This is a genomic window from Rhizobium sp. Leaf371, from assembly GCF_001424045.1.
Lineage (GTDB): Bacteria > Pseudomonadota > Alphaproteobacteria > Rhizobiales > Rhizobiaceae > Ferranicluibacter.
Map to the genome: position 1 here is coordinate 76,213 of NZ_LMQB01000029.1, position 19,698 is coordinate 95,910.

The 19,698-nt window shown below is 65.0% G+C and carries 17 protein-coding genes; 6 read left to right on the top strand and 11 right to left on the bottom strand.

Annotation, left to right across the window (positions count from 1 at the left end):
- Window positions 1-242: 242 nt before the first annotated feature.
- Window positions 243-1,682, bottom strand: coding sequence for a hypothetical protein (locus ASG39_RS22235; RefSeq protein WP_062597152.1), 1,440 nt, complete (start codon window positions 1,680-1,682; stop codon window positions 243-245).
- Window positions 1,683-1,937: 255 nt separating this feature from the next.
- On the opposite strand from ASG39_RS22235, the gene ASG39_RS22240 reads away from it, so the two are divergent.
- Together ASG39_RS22240 and ASG39_RS22245 are read left to right on the top strand one after the other, a co-directional pair.
- The gene (locus ASG39_RS22240; protein ID WP_062597153.1) at window positions 1,938-3,332 is read left to right on the top strand and encodes a gluconate:H+ symporter; all 1,395 of its coding nucleotides are present in this window, start codon (window positions 1,938-1,940) and stop codon (window positions 3,330-3,332) included.
- A gap of 182 nt (window positions 3,333-3,514) precedes the next feature.
- Window positions 3,515-4,612: a diguanylate cyclase gene (locus tag ASG39_RS22245; protein WP_062597154.1), complete on the top strand. Its 1,098-nt coding sequence runs from the start codon at window positions 3,515-3,517 to the stop codon at window positions 4,610-4,612.
- A gap of 36 nt (window positions 4,613-4,648) precedes the next feature.
- Here ASG39_RS22245 and ASG39_RS22250 read toward each other — a convergent pair whose 3' ends face one another.
- From ASG39_RS22250 to ASG39_RS22290, 10 genes are all read right to left on the bottom strand, one after another.
- On the bottom strand, window positions 4,649-5,758 hold the full coding sequence (locus ASG39_RS22250) for a beta-3-deoxy-D-manno-oct-2-ulosonic acid transferase (RefSeq protein WP_082477434.1): 1,110 nt from the start codon (window positions 5,756-5,758) through the stop codon (window positions 4,649-4,651).
- Window positions 5,759-5,994: 236 nt separating this feature from the next.
- On the bottom strand, window positions 5,995-7,905 hold the full coding sequence (locus ASG39_RS22255) for a diguanylate cyclase (protein ID WP_162242472.1): 1,911 nt from the start codon (window positions 7,903-7,905) through the stop codon (window positions 5,995-5,997).
- A gap of 289 nt (window positions 7,906-8,194) precedes the next feature.
- The gene (locus ASG39_RS24620) at window positions 8,195-8,413 is read right to left on the bottom strand and encodes a DUF72 domain-containing protein (protein ID WP_244481320.1); all 219 of its coding nucleotides are present in this window, start codon (window positions 8,411-8,413) and stop codon (window positions 8,195-8,197) included.
- Window positions 8,414-8,456: 43 nt separating this feature from the next.
- The gene (locus tag ASG39_RS22260) at window positions 8,457-9,374 is read right to left on the bottom strand and encodes an SRPBCC family protein (RefSeq protein ID WP_062597156.1); all 918 of its coding nucleotides are present in this window, start codon (window positions 9,372-9,374) and stop codon (window positions 8,457-8,459) included.
- Window positions 9,371-9,712 carry a metalloregulator ArsR/SmtB family transcription factor gene (locus tag ASG39_RS22265; protein WP_062597157.1) on the bottom strand — a complete coding sequence of 114 codons (342 nt, stop codon included), beginning with the start codon at window positions 9,710-9,712 and terminating at the stop codon, window positions 9,371-9,373. Before ASG39_RS22265 ends, ASG39_RS22260 begins: the two co-directional genes overlap by 4 nt.
- Before the next feature lie 98 nt (window positions 9,713-9,810).
- Window positions 9,811-10,593, bottom strand: a complete 783-nt coding sequence (locus ASG39_RS22270; RefSeq protein ID WP_062597158.1) for an SDR family oxidoreductase — start codon at window positions 10,591-10,593, stop codon at window positions 9,811-9,813.
- A 186-nt stretch (window positions 10,594-10,779) separates the two neighbouring features.
- Window positions 10,780-11,568 (bottom strand): SDR family oxidoreductase, encoded by a 789-nt coding sequence (locus ASG39_RS22275; protein ID WP_062597159.1) that lies wholly within the window; start codon window positions 11,566-11,568, stop codon window positions 10,780-10,782.
- Between the two features lie 22 nt (window positions 11,569-11,590).
- Window positions 11,591-13,069 (bottom strand): sugar ABC transporter ATP-binding protein, encoded by a 1,479-nt coding sequence (locus ASG39_RS22280; RefSeq protein WP_062597160.1) that lies wholly within the window; start codon window positions 13,067-13,069, stop codon window positions 11,591-11,593.
- A 30-nt stretch (window positions 13,070-13,099) separates the two neighbouring features.
- A complete protein-coding gene (locus ASG39_RS22285) occupies window positions 13,100-14,029 on the bottom strand; it encodes a sugar ABC transporter substrate-binding protein (protein WP_062597161.1) in 930 nt (309 codons plus the stop codon).
- Window positions 14,030-14,188: 159 nt separating this feature from the next.
- Window positions 14,189-15,169: an ABC transporter permease gene (locus ASG39_RS22290; protein ID WP_062597162.1), complete on the bottom strand. Its 981-nt coding sequence runs from the start codon at window positions 15,167-15,169 to the stop codon at window positions 14,189-14,191.
- A gap of 222 nt (window positions 15,170-15,391) precedes the next feature.
- Between ASG39_RS22290 and ASG39_RS22295 the strand changes: the two genes are divergently transcribed.
- From ASG39_RS22295 to ASG39_RS22310, 4 genes are all read left to right on the top strand, one after another.
- On the top strand, window positions 15,392-16,201 hold the full coding sequence (locus ASG39_RS22295; RefSeq protein ID WP_062597163.1) for a transketolase: 810 nt from the start codon (window positions 15,392-15,394) through the stop codon (window positions 16,199-16,201).
- Window positions 16,201-17,157 carry a transketolase family protein gene (locus ASG39_RS22300; RefSeq protein ID WP_062597164.1) on the top strand — a complete coding sequence of 319 codons (957 nt, stop codon included), beginning with the start codon at window positions 16,201-16,203 and terminating at the stop codon, window positions 17,155-17,157. Before ASG39_RS22295 ends, ASG39_RS22300 begins: the two co-directional genes overlap by 1 nt.
- 95 nt (window positions 17,158-17,252) lie before the next feature.
- A complete protein-coding gene (locus ASG39_RS22305; RefSeq protein WP_062597165.1) occupies window positions 17,253-18,719 on the top strand; it encodes an FGGY-family carbohydrate kinase in 1,467 nt (488 codons plus the stop codon).
- A 21-nt stretch (window positions 18,720-18,740) separates the two neighbouring features.
- Window positions 18,741-19,694: a sugar-binding transcriptional regulator gene (locus ASG39_RS22310; RefSeq protein WP_062597166.1), complete on the top strand. Its 954-nt coding sequence runs from the start codon at window positions 18,741-18,743 to the stop codon at window positions 19,692-19,694.
- Window positions 19,695-19,698 lie beyond the last annotated feature (4 nt).

Here is a 19,698-nt window from a genome sequence, read left to right on the forward strand (position 1 = left end):
AGCACCCGGCTGTTGTCTCAATTGAACCGTCGTGAATTTTAGTGCCGGAAAGCTTTGATGTGTAGGGGCTGAAGACTGTCCCAAACAGTCTTTCGTCCAGTTGGGACGTCCGCTTTGCGCCAGAAGCTGCCATCGGCTCCAAGCCTAGTGTTGTCTGTATTGGGATCGCTAGCGAGGTGTCTTCCTATGAATCATTATCGTTGAAAGCTACCGTGCGACCAAACTCATGAAACGCCCCGAGATCAGTTGTTGACCTGGACTCCTACGCGATATGCGGCAAAAGCTTTGTCCCATTTTTGCAAATACAGTTTTAGGCTCATGACCCGCGTCGTTGGGTTCCTTTCCTCTATATGGTCGAAACATTTTCGCAGCAGCTCCCACACTTCTGGGATCGAAAGCTTGCTGCCCGGAACGGGAATCGAAAACTCATGCCGGACGATGACCCCGGCCTGATAATGCTCGAACCCGCACCAGACTGAGACGATAGGGTCTTTCACTTCGATAGCTCTACTCTGGGTGTAGGCCCAAACATCGAAATCCAACGAAAACAGCTCAAGTTCGGAACGGCTGCTCGACGCTTGTAATCGAACCGTATCGCCGAGTTGCCCATCCTCTTCACATGCTTGCACAGCACTTCGGAGTGCCGAAAGGCAAAGCTTGCTGGATAAGACCATCGTCGGATAGCTCATGTCCAACTCCAGCATTCGCTCCCTGTTGAGCCTATGTGTTCTCACCTTGATCTTCGTCTCATGACCTGTAGCGACCGAGATTTCGCGGAACGACTGAAGTACAGCAGGTACGTAAATGTCATCAAGCGATTCCTTGGTGACGATTTCTCCGACTACAGCACCCAGGTATCTTGCTGCACTTTCATACTCATTTTGCTTGTTCGGATCCCAGCGCTGCGGACTCTTGAGCGAATGATGACGCAGCTTTCCACGCAGGAGTACCAACGTACGAATCTTTTCGCGGGTGGTATCATCAGGATTGAAGAGATTGAATGCAGGCGCTCCGGTCGACTTTTGCGCGGCAAACGCCATCGCGGTGTTCTCGATGGCTTGGCAAAGCTCCAGTTGCTTCGACAGGAGGTCCGTCTGCTTTTCGTTGCCGGTCTTTCCATCGCAGAATCGCGTTTCCAGAAACAGATACATGTTATTATACGCGTCGACGTACCGCTTGGCAGCGTACGCTAGCCGCCCCTCGCGAAAATGCGAGGTCGATTCAATTCGGTCATCGGAAATTTGACCCACACAAAAGGCCCTTCCGATCTGTTCGAAATCGCACTCCTGATTCAGAACATTGCCGTTGTTCGAGCGAAACGACTTGAGATGGATGCTGGCTTCCTCACTCACGTCCTCCGCGCGGAAGCGCAGTTCGTAATTGTCGAAGTCCAGGTCTACAATCTGTTGGCCACTTATGACGGCCTGCCAATTCATGATGCTTTTCCGCGCGCGCGAGGCATGCTCACCTCCCTGTATCGTGATATGCGGAATTTCCGCCTCCGACCCGGCCGGCTGCACATACGGTGCCTGTGCGATGTCTATGCCGGAAAATGAGACACAAACGCGCTTCAGTACGTTGCCTTCACGTTCCAAGTAGAAGGTTGTGTTACCCAATTTAATGGGCCAGCCTTCCATCACTTCAACGTGATTCTTAACATCGAATGCTACTGTAACGATCATGCCTTAATCTTGCTCGGCAACCATGCTCGATGCAAGCCTTGCTTGCCTTGGTCATCATTGGGCCGATTGCGGACTTCGCTCCTGAGAGCGTCATTTCGCCCAGAGCCTGAACCGACCCCATATTTGCGGCGAAAGCGACCCGTCGGTGGATAGGCCGGGGGCCTTACATCTTGCCGCTGCAATTTCGAGCCCTATAAAAACCCCTCAAGGATATGCGTCCCGGTTCTGTCGTCGGGCACGCCAAGGGGTGGACCATTGCCGGAATTTGAACAAACACTGGGCGCCGGAGCGCTGATCTCGATCGCCGTCGGCGCCGTCCTGCTGCTGTTGCTGCTGATCATCCAGTTTCGCGTGCATGCCTTCGTCGCGCTCATTCTCGTCAGCCTTCTCACCGCCGTCGCCGCGGGCATTCCCGCCGCCAATATCCTGACGACGATGACGAACGGTTTCGGCTCCACGCTGGGCGGGGTCGCGCTTCTGGTCGGCCTCGGCGCCATGCTCGGGCGCATGCTGGAGATCTCCGGCGGGGCGCAGGCGCTGGCCGACGATCTCGTCGCACGCTTCGGCGAGAAGCGGGCGCCGATGGCGCTCGGCATCACCTCGCTCATCTTCGGCTTTCCGATCTTCTTCGATGCCGGCCTCGTCGTCATGCTGCCGGTGGTCTTCACCGTCGCGCGCCGGCTCGGCGGCAGCCTGCTGCTCTACGGCATTCCCGTCGCCACGGCCTTCTCCGTTATGCACGTCTTCGTGCCGCCGCATCCCGGGCCCGTGGCGGCTGCCGAGCTTCTCGGCGCCGATGCCGGTCTCCTCATCCTCGCCGGTCTCGCGGTTGCCATCCCCACCTGGATCGTCGCCGGACAGATGTTCGGCACCTGGATCGGCAAGCGCATCATCCTGCCCGTTCCCGACAGCTTTTCCGCGAAGGACGGGAAGGATTCCGGAGCGACGACAGATAGCGCGCGTCCGCCGAGCCCCGGCCTCGTCGTTGCCCTGCTCCTCCTGCCGCTGCTGCTGATCTTCATGAACACCGGGCTCGATTTCGCCCGCGCGCAGGGCTGGGTGAGCAAGGATGCCGCCTGGTTCCAGCTTGCGCGGACGCTCGGCGCGACGCCGGTGGCCCTGCTCATCTCCGTTCTCGTGGCAAGCTATGTGCTCGGCCCGATGCGCGGCCGGACCCCGATCGAGGTCGAACGCATTCTGGATTCGGCGCTCGGTCCCGTCTGCTCCATCATCCTCATCACCGGCGCCGGCGGCATGTTCGGCGGCGTGCTGCGCGCCTCCGGCATCGGTGCGGCCCTGTCGGACGCTCTGGCGGATATCGGCCTGCCGGTCTTCGTCGCGGGCTTTCTCGTCGCGACCGCGCTGCGCGTCGCGCAGGGCTCGGCCACGGTCGCGCTCATCACGGCGGCGGGTCTCATCCAGCCGGCCGTGCAGGCTGCGGGCTATCAGGGCCTGCAGCTTTCGGCCATCGTCATCGCGCTCGCCTCCGGCTCCGTCATGCTGTCGCATGTCAACGACAGCGGCTTCTGGCTCGTCGGCCGCTTCTTCAACATGGACGTCAAGACGACCTTCAAGACCTGGACCGTCATGCAGACCCTGGTCGGCCTCATCGGCTTCGCCCTGGCCGGCCTCCTGTTCGCGCTCGCCTGAGGCGCCGCGAGCAGATCGGAACGATCGCGACGCGTTTTAAGGCCCGGACGCACCGACCGGGCTTGCCGCCCGGTTCGCACGGCTTGTTAGGGATATCCGGCCACGACGGATCGTCCATGACGAAGTCTTAAGGTCTATCGCCGAACATCCCGGGAGCTGCATGATGCAAGGGCGTAGGCGCGATGTTCCCAGGAGTTGACGACGACACGAGAGGTGCTGATCGCAGTTCGCTCGCGTCATCCGCCGGAGAAGGTCCGGACCTGCCGGGCTCGATCGCGCAATGCCATGCCGAGATCGAACGCCTGCGCTGCGAACTCCGCGCGCGGGACCAGGGCTCCGTCCGGTCACACCGTATCTCGGTTCTCGACCACCAGCGGGGAACCTTTGCGCGGGCGCTCTCGCTTGCGCGCACGGGCGTCTGGGTCTGTGCCCTGCCGGGCAACGAACTGGAATGGTCGGATGTGGTCTACGACATCTTCGACCTGCCGCGCGGCTCGAAACTGGTGCGCGAGCAGATTACCGGCCTTTATCCCCCCGCCTCGCTCGCGCGGCTCGAAGCGCTGCGAAGCCAGGCCATCGCGACCGGCGGCGGGTTCGGGTTCGACGCGGAGATCGTCACCGCGAGGGGCGATCACCGCTGGATCCGGATCACGGCAACGGTCGAGTCCGAGGCGGGAGAGCCGGTCAGGATCTTCGGCACCAAGCAGGACATCACCGAGGAAAAACTGGCGCTGGACCGGATCCGCTATCTCGCGGCGCATGATGTGATGACGGGCCTGTCCAACCGCGCGGCGTTTCAGGAGAAGCTCGCCGGATTGACGACGGCCGACGCGCTGTCGGGATCGGGCGCCTGCCTCTTCCTCATCGATCTCGACGGCTTCAAGACGCTGAACGACACGTTCGGCCATGCGGCCGGCGACGACTGCCTGAAGGAGGCCGCCGGCCGCCTGACGCGCATTTTCGGCGACGCATCCATGATCGCCCGGGTCGGCGGCGATGAATTCGCCGTCATCGTCGAGGGTGGCAAGGAGCCGCGCTTCGTCCCCCTCCTCGGCCAGATCATCGTGCAGGACCTGCGCCAGACCGTTTCGTCTGCGGGTGTCGCCGTGACGGTCGGGGCATCGGTCGGCATCGCCTTTGCCGACGGCACCAGCCCGGAGACCCTCTTCCGCAGAGCCGACACCGCCCTCTACGCCGCCAAGGCCGGCGGTCGCAGCCAGTTCCGGATCTTCGACGACGATCTCGACCCCGCGCTCCGCGAAAACGCGTCCGCCGCCTGAGGCGTCACGCGCGGGCGCGTCAGGCACGCGGGCCGGTCAGCGCCGCTGGACCTTTCCGGCCTCTGCCGATGCTTCGCCCTGGCGCTGCCTCATGCCGGCGAGCAAAGCGAGCGCGCCTTCGAAATCGAGCTGCGTTCGGAGCGAGGGATCGAAATAGCGCGGATAGAGGATGTAGGCGGCGGCGAAGATCTCGGTCGTGCTGCGTCTCACTGTCCGGCGCGGGCACAGCTGCCGGTCGTCGGTCGCGCCCCAGCCGGCATAGAACGGCATGCCGAGACAGGTGACGGGAATGCCGCGGATCAGCGCCTCGAAGCCCGAGAGCGAAGTGATCGTATAGACGTGATCCACCGTCTCGAAGGCGTCGGCCAGCGTGATGTCCTCTTTGAGGATCATGGCGAGGTGGCGCACGTCTCGCGGGTCGGACTGGTAGGGCCGCGTGCCGTGCAGCAGTTCCGGATGCGGCTTGTAGATGATCTGGGCATCGGGATTTTCCGCCGCCGCGACGCGCACCAGATCGTTGTTGTCGATCTTGCGATCGCAGCCTTTGAGGATCGACGCATCGCCCTCGACCTGCCCGACGACGAGAATGCGCCGGCGCGTCTTCGGGCCATAGATGGACGCGATGTCGATGTCCCTGGACGTATTGTACTTCGACAGGCGCGAGGCGACCAGGCTGTCGATGCCGCGCCGGGCCCGGTCGAGAAGGGCCGGATCGGCTGAAAAATCATAGGTCTGAAGAATCTGCTCGAGATCCGACGGCTGGGTCGCATCGAAATACATGCCGCCCCGATCGAAGCAGAGGGAGATCGGTGGCGCCTTCGTCGCGCCGAGCGCGATCGAGCGCAGAAAACCGTCCTCCACGCGAATGAGCGTGATCCCGTGCTTCTCGCAGAAGTCCTCGACGAAGGCCGGTATCTTGTATCCCCAGACATAGACCTTGGAGCCCTTGCGCAGCCGCAGGGCCGGCGCCACCAGCGTGTGGAATTTCAGCCGGCTCATATTCCTGTTCCACTGCACGACTGTTTCGCCGGCAAGCCAATGCCGGATGAACGCCTTCCAGGGGCTGAGGCCGAGAACATAGGCGCGCGGCTTGAGCGACGACACGCGTCGCTGCAGATAGGCGCTGATCGGGTTTGCAAGGTTCATGGCAGCGTCTTCATGGGGCAGGACTTTTCATCGTGGACGGCGTTTCGGGATCGATGGTCGGTCCGCGCTGCCCGACATAGCGTTATCAGGTCGAAAAACCAATCTGGATCGAGCGGGATGTCCGTCGAGCGTCGTCCCTGCGCATCCATCCTCAAATCATGTCGATTTCAGGATCGGCCTGTCACGGCCGGTTGCCGGAGGCTTGGGCAAGCTCCGACTGCGCAAGACGCCTCCGCCTAGCGCCTTGCCCTGCGACGCGCGCCCTGGGGTGCGGCGCGTTGCACCTGGTCGCGCCCGAGCGCCTTGGCGCTGTAGAGGCCGCTGTCGGCCTCGGTCAGAAGATCGTCCCGGCGCTGCCCGCCATGCGGGCTCGACAAAGCGACGCCGATGCTGACGGTGACGATGCCCTTGTCGCTGCCGGCATGCGGCATCATCCGGCCACGCACGGCCGCGCAGAGCCGTTCCGCGATGTGCAGGGCCTGTTCCTCCCCGACGCCCGGCAGGATGACGGCGATCTCCTCGCCGCCATAGCGCGCGACGACGGCATCCGGGTGAACGCTCGCCGCCTCGGCCAGACAGGCGGCAATCGCCTTCAGGCAGGCATCGCCTGCGGGATGTCCATAGGTGTCGTTATAGGCCTTGAAGCGATCGACATCGATCATCAGAAGGCCGAGACCCTCGTTTGCCTCGCCTGCCTCCTTTGCCTTCCGGGTCATCTCGTCGAGCGCCAGATCGAAGGCGCGGCGGTTGGAGAGGCCGGTCAGGGCATCCGTGGTGGCGAGCCCGGCGAGATGCGTGTTCAGCACCTTCAGGTCCACCTCCGCCTCCTTGGCGGCGGTGACGTCGGTGAAGACGATCATGGCTCCGCCATCCGTGGCGTGCCGGGTGCGCGCCTCGATCCAGCGGCCGTCGGCCAGGCGGAACTGGCGGGTTCCCGGCGTCATGAACGTCGCAAAGCTGCGCTCCACCGTGTCTTCCGGACAGGTGGATGCCGCCTGGTCCTCACCCCGTTCGATGGAGAGCCGCAGCACGTCCTTCAGCGACGTGCCCACATCGCGGACATCCGCCGTCAGCGGGAACAGCGCGAGATATTGCTCGTTGCGAAACAGCAGCGTGCCGCGCCCATCGAACATGGCCAGCCCGTCGGCCATGTTGGAGACCGCATCGGCCAGCCGCGTCCGGGCGGTGGCGAGCGCCAGTTCGGTGCGCTTCTGCTCGGTGATTTCGCGGTTGTGCGTCACGAGGCCCGTGATCATCCCCCGCTCGTCGCGGATGGGCGCCTTCAGCGTCGCCAGCCAGACGTCGCGTCCGTCGAGGCCGGTGAATTTCTGCTCCACCATCAGCGGCTTGCCCTGACGGATCAGATCCTGCTCGACGGCGTGAAATTCTGCTGCAATCTCGGCCGGGTAGAAGTCCGCATCGCTCTTGCCGAGAAGCGTCGAGACCGACGGCGCCTTCATCAGCGCGGCGGTCGCGGGATTGGCAGCGATGAAGCGTCCGTCGAGGTCCTTGGCGTTCAGACAATCGGGAAGCGCCTCGATGATCGCCCGGTAGATCCTGTTTTCGTTGGTGATGAGAACGCGCCGCCGCTCCTGGAGAATGGCGAGGCCGGAAAAGGTCGTGGATACGAACAGGACCGACGCGAAGGGCGCGACCACCGCGGGAAAGACGACGCCCCAGCGCGAAACCGCAACCGTGAAGACGAAGCCGACGGTGCCGCTGGCGGCGACCGCGCCGGCAACGGTGACGAGCCTGCCGGCCGTGACCGTTCCGGCTTTCGTCAGACGCCAGAGGATGAGGCAGGAGCCGGCGGTCAGCAGAATGTGGACGACGCCCGTCGCGACCCCGGTGCCGCCGGCCGAGATCCGCATCGCCAGTGCGGTGACGAGCGGCAGGACGACGGCGATCGGACCGCCGAAAAAGGCGCTGATGCCGATGAAGGTGTAGCGCAGGTCGAGATAGACCCCGGTGAGGAACTGGAACGGCAGCAGCATGACGCAGGCGGTGCCGCACGCCATGATGATGCCGAGCGCCAGCGGCTGTGCCCGGCGGTGCAGGCGCGCAAACCACGGGTTTCCGAACGTCAACAGCGACGTGCAGATCGCCACGACGGCCAGGTTGCCGAGAAGATTGTTCCAGAGTGTCATCGTTTCCACCTGCATGCAGCGCGCATCCTAGCGGAAGAACGTCAACGAAAACCTGACGCGGGTTCGCGATCGGAAAAGATCGTTCTGCGCCTGGGCGCCGAAGCGATCCGTCGTCGGCCGGACACGCTCTCATGCCGGCAGATGCCGCATCGTCAGGGCGTTCCCGATCGCGGCGCCTAAGGCCGTATTGTCGAAGACGCGCCAGTGTCGTCGCGGAGCGCGTCGCGCATTCGCGCGATCTCTGCGTCATCATAGGACGAAGAATAGATCTTCGGCGCGCCGTGCAGCCTCATATACACGGGCGGCGTTTCGAACGTCTCCAGCGGCCAGACCGGTGCCGGGTCGGCGAAAACGCGATCGCGAGCCGTCCGCCAAAGGCGCTCCGAAAGGTTTTCAGCGCGAAACGGAACGCATCCGGCCCGCTCGCCGCCCAGCGGACGTGGGTCGATGCCCTGTGGTGCCTGGAAAAGGTCGAATTGACCTCCGCGCCTTGAACACGGCGGCACAGCGCGACAGGCCCGAGCCTTCGGCCCGTGCGCCGGAAAGGCGCTTCAGCGCGCGGCCGCCACGAAGCGCTCGAGCTTGCCGAGCGTCTGCTGGCCGAGTTCCACGGCGCCGAAGCCTTTCGCGTCCTGAAACTCCGCCGCCGTGCTGAAGACCATGCCCAGGGTCACGGTCGTCACCCCGTCCTTTTCCTCGAAGGCGGCCCAGGCGTCGGCATGCTTCGGGCCGTTCTCGCCCCAGAGAAGCGTGTAGCCGAGCCGTTCCTGCGGAACGATGTCGCCATAGAGGTGATGGTTCGGGTAGACGGTGCCGTCCGGGCCGATCATGTCGAAGACCCATGCGCCGCCCGGGCGCAGGTCGATTCGCTTTGTGCGGCAGGAGAAACCGTCCGGGCCCCACCAGAGCGGCAGGGTCTCGGGGTTCATCCACGCGTTCCAGACCGCCGACCGCGGTGCCCGGATCTCCCGGCGCAGCAGCATGGTCCGCTCGGCCGCAGACACGAGATTGTCCAGCCCGGCGGAAAAGCCCTGCCGGTAGCCGTCCTCCATCGCCCCGTCGCGCGCCGAGAGCTGCACCGTCACCACCAGCCTGCTGCGCCCGTCGCTCGCATCGGCAAAATCGGCCGTGACCAGAGCCGAGGACTGCGGCACGCCCTCGGACGAGACGACGTCGGTGTTGACGCTGCGCGATCCCGGCTCAAGTTCCAGCCAGAGGCAATCGCAACGCCGATCCGGCTCGCCCTCCACCTTGCAGAGCGATATTTCGCGCCCGCCGATCCCCGTCTCGGCCTGAAGAAACGTCACCTCGACCGCGGGCGACGGCGAAGCCCAGACGGCGCGCAGGGCGGGAGCGGTCCAGGCCTCCCAGAGCACCGCGCGCGGCGCGCCGATGATCCGCTCGAACGTCAGTGTCGCAAAGCGGCTGGCGCCGCCGCCTGTGGCCGTCGTTTCCGGTGTGTCCGTCATGTCTCACGCTCCTCCATCCCGCGCATCACAAGCGCTTCCAGCCGATCCAGTCGGGCCTCCCAGGCCGCGCGCCGGTCCTCGATCCATTGCCGGCCCGGCTCCAGGGCACCCGGACGAAGGGCGCAGGTGCGGACCCGGCCGTCCTTGGCCGAGGCGATCAGGCCCGCCGCCTCCAGCACCGCGAGGTGCTTCATCACGGTCGGCAGGCGCAGTCCGGTGGGGTCGGCGAGATCCGTCACCCGCGCCGGCCCCTCCGCCAGCCGGGTCAGGATCGCCCGTCGCGTCGGATCCGCCAGCGCATGGAACAGGTGCGAAAGGTCGGGTTCATGCTTAGCCATATCACTAACTATCATGAGGACCAGACGGCACGCAAGAAAAAACCTAGCCGATCGGCTAGGTTTCCAATGTCCTCAGACGATGCAGGCGCGAGCCGCTATCAGGACATGATCAGGCCGCCGTCGACATTGATCGTCTGCCCGGTGATATAGGCGGCGTCGTCGCTGGCGAGGAAGGTGACGAGGCCGGCGACGTCTTCGCCGGAGCCGGCGCGTTTCATCGGGATGCCCTCGACCCATTCCTTCATCAGTTCGCCCGGCGCATAGGTGCCGAGCAGCTTGCCCCAGGCCTCGTCGTTATAGGCCCACATGTCGGTCTCGATGATGCCGGGGCAGAAGGCGTTGACGGTGATGCCGTCGGTCGCGACCTCCTTGGCAAGGCTCTGGGTGATGCCGACGACACCCATCTTGGAGGCGGCATAATGGGGGGTGTAGATGAAGCCGTCGCGGGCCTGGCCGGAGGCCGTGTTGATGATGCGCCCGCCGCGGCCATGCTTGCGGATGCGGGCGATGGCTTCCTGCGCGCAGAGAAACACGCCTTTGGTGTTCACCGCCATCACCTTGTCCCAGTCGCCTTCCGACAGGTCCTCGACACGGGCGATGGTGATGACGCCGGCATTCTGGATGGACACGTCGACCGATCCGAAGGCGGCTTCCGCCGCATCGTAGAGCGCGACGACGCTCGCCTTGCTGGTGACGTCGCCGACGAAGGCGATCGCCTTGCCGCCGTCCGCGACGATCTTCTCGGCCACGCCGTGCACCCGGTCCTCATTGGCCGAGACGACGAGATTGGCGCCCTCGCGGGCAAAACGGGCGGCTATCGCCGCGCCGATCCCGCGGCTTGCGCCGGTGATGACGACCGTCTTGTTGTCGAAACGCTTCATGGGATATCTCCTCCATCTGCAGGCGCGCCCGGATTGGCCCTGGCGCGCGTCTCCTCCCCGCCTCCACGCCTGCCTTGGGCAGAGCCCGGCATGAAGAAGCGGATCGCACGGCAACGTCGCTTGACGCACGATCCGCCCGCGGTTTCGTCAGGGAGGTGCCGAAACCGCTGTTTTACCGGCCGGTCTCTACCAGCAGCAGAAGCCGCCATCGACGAGCAGGTCGACGCCGGTGACGAAGCTTGCCGCATCCGACAGGAGGAAGACGGCCGGGCCGACCATTTCATCGACCTTGGCCATGCGCTGCATCGGCGTCTGCTCTTCGAACAGCTTGGTCTGGTGCACCATTTCGGGCCGGGTGTTCATCGGCGTCGCGGTATAGCCGGGCGAGATCGTGTTGACGCGGATGCCGCGATCGACCCATTCCATCGCCATCGACTTCGACATGTGGATCACGCCGGCCTTGGAGGCGTTGTAATGCGCCTGGCTCAGGCCGCGATTGACGATGACGCCGGACATCGAGGCGATGTTGACGATCGCGCCGCGGCCATGCTTCAGCATCGCGCGCGCTTCGGCCTGCGAGGAAAGGAAGACGCCCTTCAGGTTGATGTCCATCAGGGTCTGGTACTGGTCCTCCTCCATCTCCTCGGCCGGGTTGGCATTGGCGATGCCGGCCGCGTTGACGGCGAGCGACAGGTTGCCGAGGTCGGCTTCCGTGCGCGCGACGGCATCGGCGAGCGAGCCCTTGCTGGTCACGTCGGCGGCGATCTCGATCGCACGGCGGCCGGCCGCCTTGATGTGATGCGCGGTCATGGCCAGGCCGTCATCGGTGCGCCGGTCCAGCAGGGCGACATCGGCGCCGCACTGGGCAAGGCCGATGGCGATGCGCTGGCCGATGCCGCTGCCCGCACCGGTGACGAGGGCGACGTGGCCCGTGAGGTCGAACAGCTTGGGGGCGTTCAGAGTGATGTCGGACACCGCTCTTCCTTTCTCTGGTTCTTCAGATCGTTGCGAGTTCCATGACGGAGACGTCATTGGCCTGCTCGCGGTTGAGAATGCCGGCCTGGTTGCCCTGTGCCAGCACGAGAATGCGGTTGGAGACGCCGAGCACCTCCTCGAGGTCGGAGCTGACCACGATGACCGCGACGCCCTGCCGGGCCAGGTTGACGATGATATCGTAGATGCCGGCGCGCGCGCCGACGTCGATGCCGCGCGTCGGCTCGTCCAGCACCACCACCTTCGGATCGCGCATCAGCCATTTGGCGATGACGATCTTCTGCTGGTTGCCGCCCGACAGGTCCGAGGCATGCTGCTCGGCCCGTCCCTTGACGTTGAAGGTCGCGATCGCCTTCTCGGCGAAGGCCTTCTTCAGCCCGGCCGTGATCCAGCGGGAGCCGAGCTTGTCGAGATTGGCGTAAATCAGGTTTTCGCTGATCTTGTGGGCGACGACGAGGCCCTGGTCCTTGCGGTCCTCCGGCACCAGCACGATGCCCTTGGCGATCGCATCGGCGGGGTCGCGCAGTTTGAGCACGTCGCCATTCAGCCGGATCGTGCCGGCCTTGACCGGGTCCGCACCGGCGATCGCCCGCACGAGCTCGGTCCGGCCGGCGCCGACGAGGCCGGCAATGCCGAGGATTTCGCCGGCATGCACCTCGAAGCTGACATCGCGGAAGGCGTTCATGGCCGAGGTCAGGTTCGACACCTGCAGCACGGGGCGCTCGGTCGGTACCGGCACCGGCGGGAACAGGCGGTCGAGCGACCGGCCGACCATGCTTTCGACCACGGTGCGCACCGGCGTCGCGCTGTCGGCGAATTCCTGCACCCGCTCGCCGTCGCGCAGCACGACGATGCGGTCGGTGATCTTCTTGATCTCTTCCATGCGGTGGGAAATATAGATGATGCCGACGCCCTCGGCGCGCAGCTTGCGAACCTGCTCGAACAGGGCTTCGGTTTCCGCACCCCCGAGTGCCGCCGTCGGCTCGTCGAGGATCAGAAGTTTCGCGTCCAGCGCCAGCGCCTTGGCGATCTCGATCAGCTGCTGGTTGGCGGTTGAAAGCCCGGCCACCTTGCGGGAGGCCGGGATATGCAGGTTGAGGCGCGACAGCTGTTCCTGCGCCCGGCGCTCCATCTCGGCCCGGTCGACCACGCCGTTGCGGGTCGGCCAGCGTCCGATGAAGACGTTTTCGGCGATGGACAGCTGCGGCAGGAGTTTCAGCTCCTGGTGGATGAGGACGACGCCCTTGTCGATCGCCTCGCGTGGCGTGGCCGGGGCATAAGGCTGCCCCAGCCACGTCATCGTTCCCTCGGACGGTGCCCGCGATCCGGCGATGATGCCCGACAGCGTCGACTTACCGGCTCCGTTCTCGCCGAGAAGCGCCACGACTTCCCCCGGATGCACGTCCAGGCTCACGGATTTGAGCACCTGGAGCGGTCCGTAGTGTTTCGAGATACCTCTGAGCGTCAGAACCGGCTGGGTCATGGCAAACGTCCTCCTCGCGTCGCTGTTCGATCAGGGATGGTTGGCGATAAACTCGGCAACATTGTCCTTGGTGGTCAGCGTCGCGTCGAGCAGCTGCACCGGCGGCACCTTTTCGCCGGCAACGATCTTCACCGCGTTCTCGACGGCTTCGCGGCCCATCTTCTGGGTCTGCTGCGTCGCCGTCACGTTGAAGACGCCCTTGCCGAGCGCTTCGAGAGCCGCCGTGTCACCGTCGAAGCCGCCGACCACGACCTTCTGCGACGGGTTGGCGACCTTGATCGCCTGGGCCGCGCCGAGCGCAAGGCCATCGGCCTGGGCAAAGACGATCGAGACGTTCGGGTTGGCCTGCAGCATGTTCTGCATGATCTGGAAGCCCTCGTCCTGGGCCCACATGTTGGAAAACTGCTCGGCGACGATCTTGACGTCCGGATAGGCCTTCAGCGCTTCGGCGCAGCCCTTGGAGCGGTCGACTTCCGGCGTCGTGCCCTTCTGGCCGTGGATGATGACCATGTCGCCCTTGCCGCCGGCTTCCTTCAGGATGTGGTCGCAGACGGCCTTGGCCGAGGAGACGGAGTCGGTGGCAAGGAACGTGTCGCCCGGTGCGCCGTCGGCATTGCGGTCGACGTTGATGACCGGCACGCCGGCCGCCTTGGCAAGCTTCACCGGAACGGTGGCCGCGGCCGCGCCTGCGGGAATGTAGATGAGCGCGTCGATGTTCTGCGTCAGCAGGTCCTGGATCTGGTTGATCTGGGTCGGGCCGTCGCCCTTGGCGTCGACGGTGACGACCTCGATGCCGCGCTTCTTGGCTTCGGCTTCGACGGACTGCTTGATCTGGTTGAAGAAGTTCGCCTGCAGGTTGGCGACGGCAAGGCCGATCTTCTTGACTTCGGCCGCATGGGCGGAGCCGAGCGTGAGGCCGAGAATGGCCGCCGATGTCAGAAGGGTGCGTGCAAAAGTCATGGTCGTTCCTCCGTTGTGATTGAACCCGGGGATATCCTCCACCCCCTGGGGCATATGCTCCGCTCCAAACCTCTCGGAGGGGAATTCTGTGGGCATCCAGAGCCCCGTGGGCCAAGCCCCATGGGCCGGTCTGGATCCGTGTCGTGCCGCGCGGCGCCTCTAGGCGCGACGTCGGCGCATGGTCTCGGCACCCACCGCCAGCACGATGACGACGCCGATGATGACCTGCTGCAGGAAGGGCGAGACGTTGAGCAGGTTGAGACCGTTGCGCAGCACGCCGATGATGAGAACGCCGATCAGCGTGCCGCCGATGCCCCCTGCCCCGCCCGAAAGGGAGGTGCCGCCGATGACGACCGCGGCGATCGTGTCGAGCTCGTAGCCGAAGCCGCTCGACGGCTGCACCGAGTCGAGGCGCGCGGCGAGCACGATGCCGGCCAGGCCGGCCAGCACGGCGCTGACGACATAGACCGCGATGGTGACGAACTGGACGTTAATGCCGGCGAGACGCGCGACCTCCGGATTGCCGCCGACGGCGTAGAGCATGCGGCCTTCGGCGCGGTAATGCAGGAACAGCCAGGCGATCAGCACCACGAAGAGCATCAGGAACACGGTGGCCGTGAGAACGCCGAAATGGCGGTCGATCGCGAGCATCATGAACCAGTCGGGAAAGCCGACGATCTGCTGGCCGTCGGTGATCATGTTGGCGACGCCGCGGGCGGCCGACATCATCGCCAGCGTGGCGATGAAGGCGGGAACCCGGAAGACGGTCACCAGAAGCCCTACGATGAGGCCGCTGACGGCGGAGGCGAGAAGCGCGACCGCGATGGCAAGGCCCAAAGGCAGGCCGGCGATGTTGGCGGTCCAGCCCATGACCATCATGGAGAGGGCCAGAACCGAGCCGACCGAGAGATCGATGCCGCCGATCAGAATGACGAAGGTCATGCCGACGGCCATGATGCCGATGACGGTGATCTGGTCGAGAATGTTGAGGCCGTTGCGCAGCGAGAAGAAGGCATCGGTGCTGAAGCCGAGGAAGATGCAGAGCGCGAGCAGTCCGACGAGAGGTCCCGTCGCGCCACTGAGTTTCTTCCGCCACGTGCCGGACGGCTTGGCCTGTCCGTTGATGTCGAGCGCCACCATTAATCCTCCTCGCAAGCGGCGCGGACCGAGGTCCGCAGCCAGCTAGAATAAATATTCACTCCTGCTGGAAAATTCACTAGCAAGGGAGAGGAAAGGTGTCAACCGGATTTGTCATTGCGCTGCAACATAGGAGGCACGCCGGCAGAGTGCCAACAGGGGTTGACTATTCGGGCAACTATGCAAGAATATCACCACATGCATATTTATTCACGCGAGGGAATGATGGAGATTGAAGAGCTAGAGCGCGTCGCGCGCCAAATCCGGCTGCGGGACCTGCAGGCCGTGTTCGAAGCCGGTGCCGGCCATATCGGCGGCGAAATGTCGGTGATCGACACGCTGACCGCGCTGTATTTCCGTGTCCTGAAGATCTGGCCGGACCAGCCGAAGCATCCGGATCGCGACCGGTTCGTCCTGTCCAAGGGGCATACGGCCTGCGCGCTTTATGTGACGCTCGCCAAGCGCGGCTTCATCCCCGAGGAGGAGGTTTCGACCTTCCTCAAGCCCTATTCGCGGCTGAACGGCCATCCCAACTGCAACAAGGTGCCGGGCGTCGAGACCAATACCGGCCCGCTCGGCCACGGCCTGCCGGTCGCGGTCGGCATGGCGAAGGCCGCCAAGCTTTCGGGCGCATCCTATCACACCTACGTCGTCACCGGCGATGGCGAGATGCAGGAAGGCTCCAACTGGGAGGCCATCATGGCCGCCGCCCATTTCGGCCTCGACAATCTGACGCTGCTCATCGACCATAACCGCTTCCAGCAGGGCGCCTCGATCGCCGATACCAACGGCCTTGCGCCGCTGCGCCCGAAGGTGGAAGCCTTCGGCTGGGAGGTCACCGAGATCAACGGCAATGCGATGGGCGAGGTCGTGGCCGCGCTCGAACATCGCGGCACGCGTCCGCACTGCATCGTCGCCCACACCAACAAGGGCCACGGCATCTCGTTCATGCAGGATACCGTCGACTGGCACCACAAGGTTCCGAGCAAGGAACAGTACGAGATCGCCGTAAAAGAACTGTCGGAGGCCCTCTAATGAACGCGCACGTCCCATCCCAGAAGCTCCATGACTGCCGCGACGCCTTTGCGGCGACGCTGGAGCGCCTCGCGGCGGAAGACGAGACGATCGTGGTCGTCTGCAACGATTCCGTCGGCTCCTCCAAGCTCGGCGGCTTCAAGGCGAAGTTTCCCGAGCGGCTGATCAATGTCGGCATCGCCGAGCAGAACATGATCGGCGTTGCCGCCGGTCTCGCCAATGGCGGGCGCCTGCCCTATGTCTGCGCCGCCGCCCCCTTCCTCACCGGTCGCGCGCTGGAGCAGATCAAGGCCGACATCGCCTATTCCAATGCCAATGTGAAGCTCGTCGGCATCTCCTCCGGCATGGCCTATGGCGATCTCGGGCCGACGCATCATTCGATCGAGGATTTCGCCTGGACGCGCGTTCTCCCCAATCTGCCCGTCATCGCGCCCTGCGACCATATCGAGACCGCTGCCGCCGTCGAATGGGCCGCGCACTATCAGGGGCCCTGCTTCCTGCGCCTGTCGCGCGTCGGCGTTCCCGATCTGCTGCCCGAAGGCCATGTCTTCGAGGTGGGCAAGGCCAATCTGCTGCGCGACGGCACCGACGTGACGCTGATCGCCAATGGCACGCTGACGCATCGCATGGTGAAGGCCGCCGAGATCCTCGCCGCGCGCGGCATCAGCGCCCGGGTTCTCAACCTTGCGACCGTGCGCCCGATGGACGAGGACGCCATCGTCGCCGCCGCGCGCGAAACCGGCGCGATCGTCACGGCCGAGGAGCATTCCACCTTCGGCGGCCTCGGTTCGGCCGTGGCCGAAGTGGTCGTCGATCTCGCCCCGGTGCCGATGAAGCGGCTCGGCGTTCCCGGCATCTTCGCGCCCACCGGCTCGGCCGAGTTCCTGCTGAACGAGTTCGGCATGGCGCCGGAAGCAATTGCCGATGCGGCGGAAGCCGTCATCAAGCGCAAGTAAGATAACGAACCCTTCGGGCCGGGCGCGGTTTCATCGCCGCCCCCGGCTTTTTCGTGGAATATCCCCCTGTTCGACAGGGGGCAAGGAGAGACGACATGCAGGCGATACTGGCGATCGACCAGGGCACCACCAATTCCAAGGCCGTGCTCGTGTCGCTGACCGGCGCGGTTCTGGCCCGGGGTTCCGCCCCCGTCGGCATCAGCTACCCCACGCCCGGCTGGGTCGAGCAGGATCCGGCCCGTCTCTGGGCGTCGGTCTGCGAGGCGATCGCCGCCTGCCTGAAGGCCGCACCCGACACGACGGTCGAGGCCATCGCCATTTCCAACCAGCGCGAATCGGTCACCGTCTGGGACGCGGCAACGGGCGAGCCGCTCGGCCCCGTTCTCAGCTGGCAGTGCCGCCGCACCGCGCCCGATTGCGAGAGACTGACCCGCGAGGGCCATCTCGACCGCGTTCAGGAGATCACCGGCCTGCCGCTCGACCCGATGTTTCCCGGCGCGAAATTCCGCTGGCTGCTGGACCGCGTGCCCAAAGGCCGCCGCGTGCGGGCCGGCACCATCGACAGCTGGCTGATCCATTGCCTGACCGGCGGGCGCGAACACGCCTGCGATGCGTCGAACGCGGCCCGCAGCCAGCTGTTCGATCTGAAGGCGCAGGTCTGGAGCACCGAACTCTGCGGCATTTTCGGCGTCGATCCCGCCGTCCTGCCGGAGGTGCGCGACAGTGCCGCCGATTTCGGCATCACCTCCGGCGTCCCCGGCATTGCCGACGGCACGCCGATCCGCGCGGCCATCGGCGACAGCCACGCCGCTCTCTTCAGCCATCGCGCCTTCCGGCCGGGCGACGGAAAGGTCACCTTCGGCACGGGTTCGTCCATCATGACGACGCTCGCCCATTACATCGCGCCGCGCAACGGCATCACCACCACGGTCGCCTGGCGGATCGCGGGCCGGCCGACCTTCGCCTTCGAGGGCAATATCCTCGTCTCCGCCGCCAGCCTGCCCTGGATGACCGAGATTCTCGGCCTGCCCGACGTCGCGGCCCTGGTCGATCTCGCGGCCACCGCAGCACCCGGCGGTCCCGGCTTCGTGCCGGCTTTTGTCGGATTGGGCGCGCCCTATTGGGATTCCACGGCGCGGGCCCTGTTTTCGCAGATCAACTTCAACACCAGCCGGGCGCAGATGGCCCGCGCGGTCACCGATTCCATCGCCTTTCAGGTGCATGACGTCGTCTCCGCCATGAAGGCGCAGAGCGGCGGCGAGATCGGCGCGCTCTCGGTCGATGGCGGCCCGAGCCAGAACCGGTTTCTCATGCAATGCGTCGCCGATACGCTGCGCCATACGGTCATCCAGTGCGAAGCGCCGGAGGCCTCGGCACTGGGTGCGGCCTATCTCGCCGGGCTTTCGCTCGGCATCTTCGCCGATCTCGACGCCATTTCCGCCCTCCCCCGGCAGACCACGACGATCGCGCCGGGTGCCGATGAGACAGCCGAGCGGCTGAAAACATGGAATGACGCACTCGCCCGCTCGACGCTTGACCCGGCAGCCGCTAAGAGTGAATAAAAATTCACGACGGGAACGCCCATGGGACGCCTCAACGAACTCCGTCTGATCTCTCGGGTCGCCCAGATGTATCACATCGAGCGGCGCCGGCAGGCGGAGATCGCGGACCATCTGCGGCTGTCGCAGGCGACCGTGTCGCGCATGCTGAAGCGGGCGGAGACCGAGGGCATCGTGCGCACCAGCGTCATTCCCCCGGTCGGCACCTATGGCGATCTGGAAGCCGCCCTGCGCGAGCGCTACGACCTGCCGGAAGCCGTGGTGGTCGAATGCACCGAGGATCGCGACGGCGCCATCATGGCCCGGATCGGCGAGGCCGCCGCCCATCTCCTTGAAATCACGCTCGCGCCGGGCGAAACGATCGGCGTTTCCAGCTGGAGCCAGACCATCTTCCGTATGGTCGAGAACATCCATCCGCTGAAGAGCGCGCGCGCCAAATTCGTCGTGCAGACGCTGGGCGGCATGGGCGATCCATCGGTGCAGACCCATGCGACGCAGCTGACGACGCGGCTTGCGGGCCTGACCGGCGCCGAACCCAAGCTTCTGCCGGTGCAGGGCGTGACCTCCTCGCGCGAGGCGAAGCTTCTGATGATGGCGGACCCGTTCGTGCGCGAGACGGTTGATCTGTTCGGCAGCATCACGCTCGCCATCGTCGGCATCGGCGCGGTCGAACCGTCCGAGCTTCTGGCGCGCTCCGGCAACATCTTTTCGGCGCGCGAACTGGCCGATCTCGCCGAAGCGGGCGCAGTCGGCGATATCTCGCTGCGGTTTTTCGACATCGACGGCAAGGCGGTCAAGACGCCGCTCGACGATCGGGTCATCGGCCTGCCGCTCGAGGATCTCGCCAAGGTCGACCGGGTGATCGCGCTGGCCGGCGGCGCCAAGAAAGCGGTGGCAATCGCCGGCGCCCTCAAGGTCGGCATCATCGACATCCTCGTCACCGACAAGTTCACGGCGCAGCGGCTGCTGGAGCTGTAGGTCT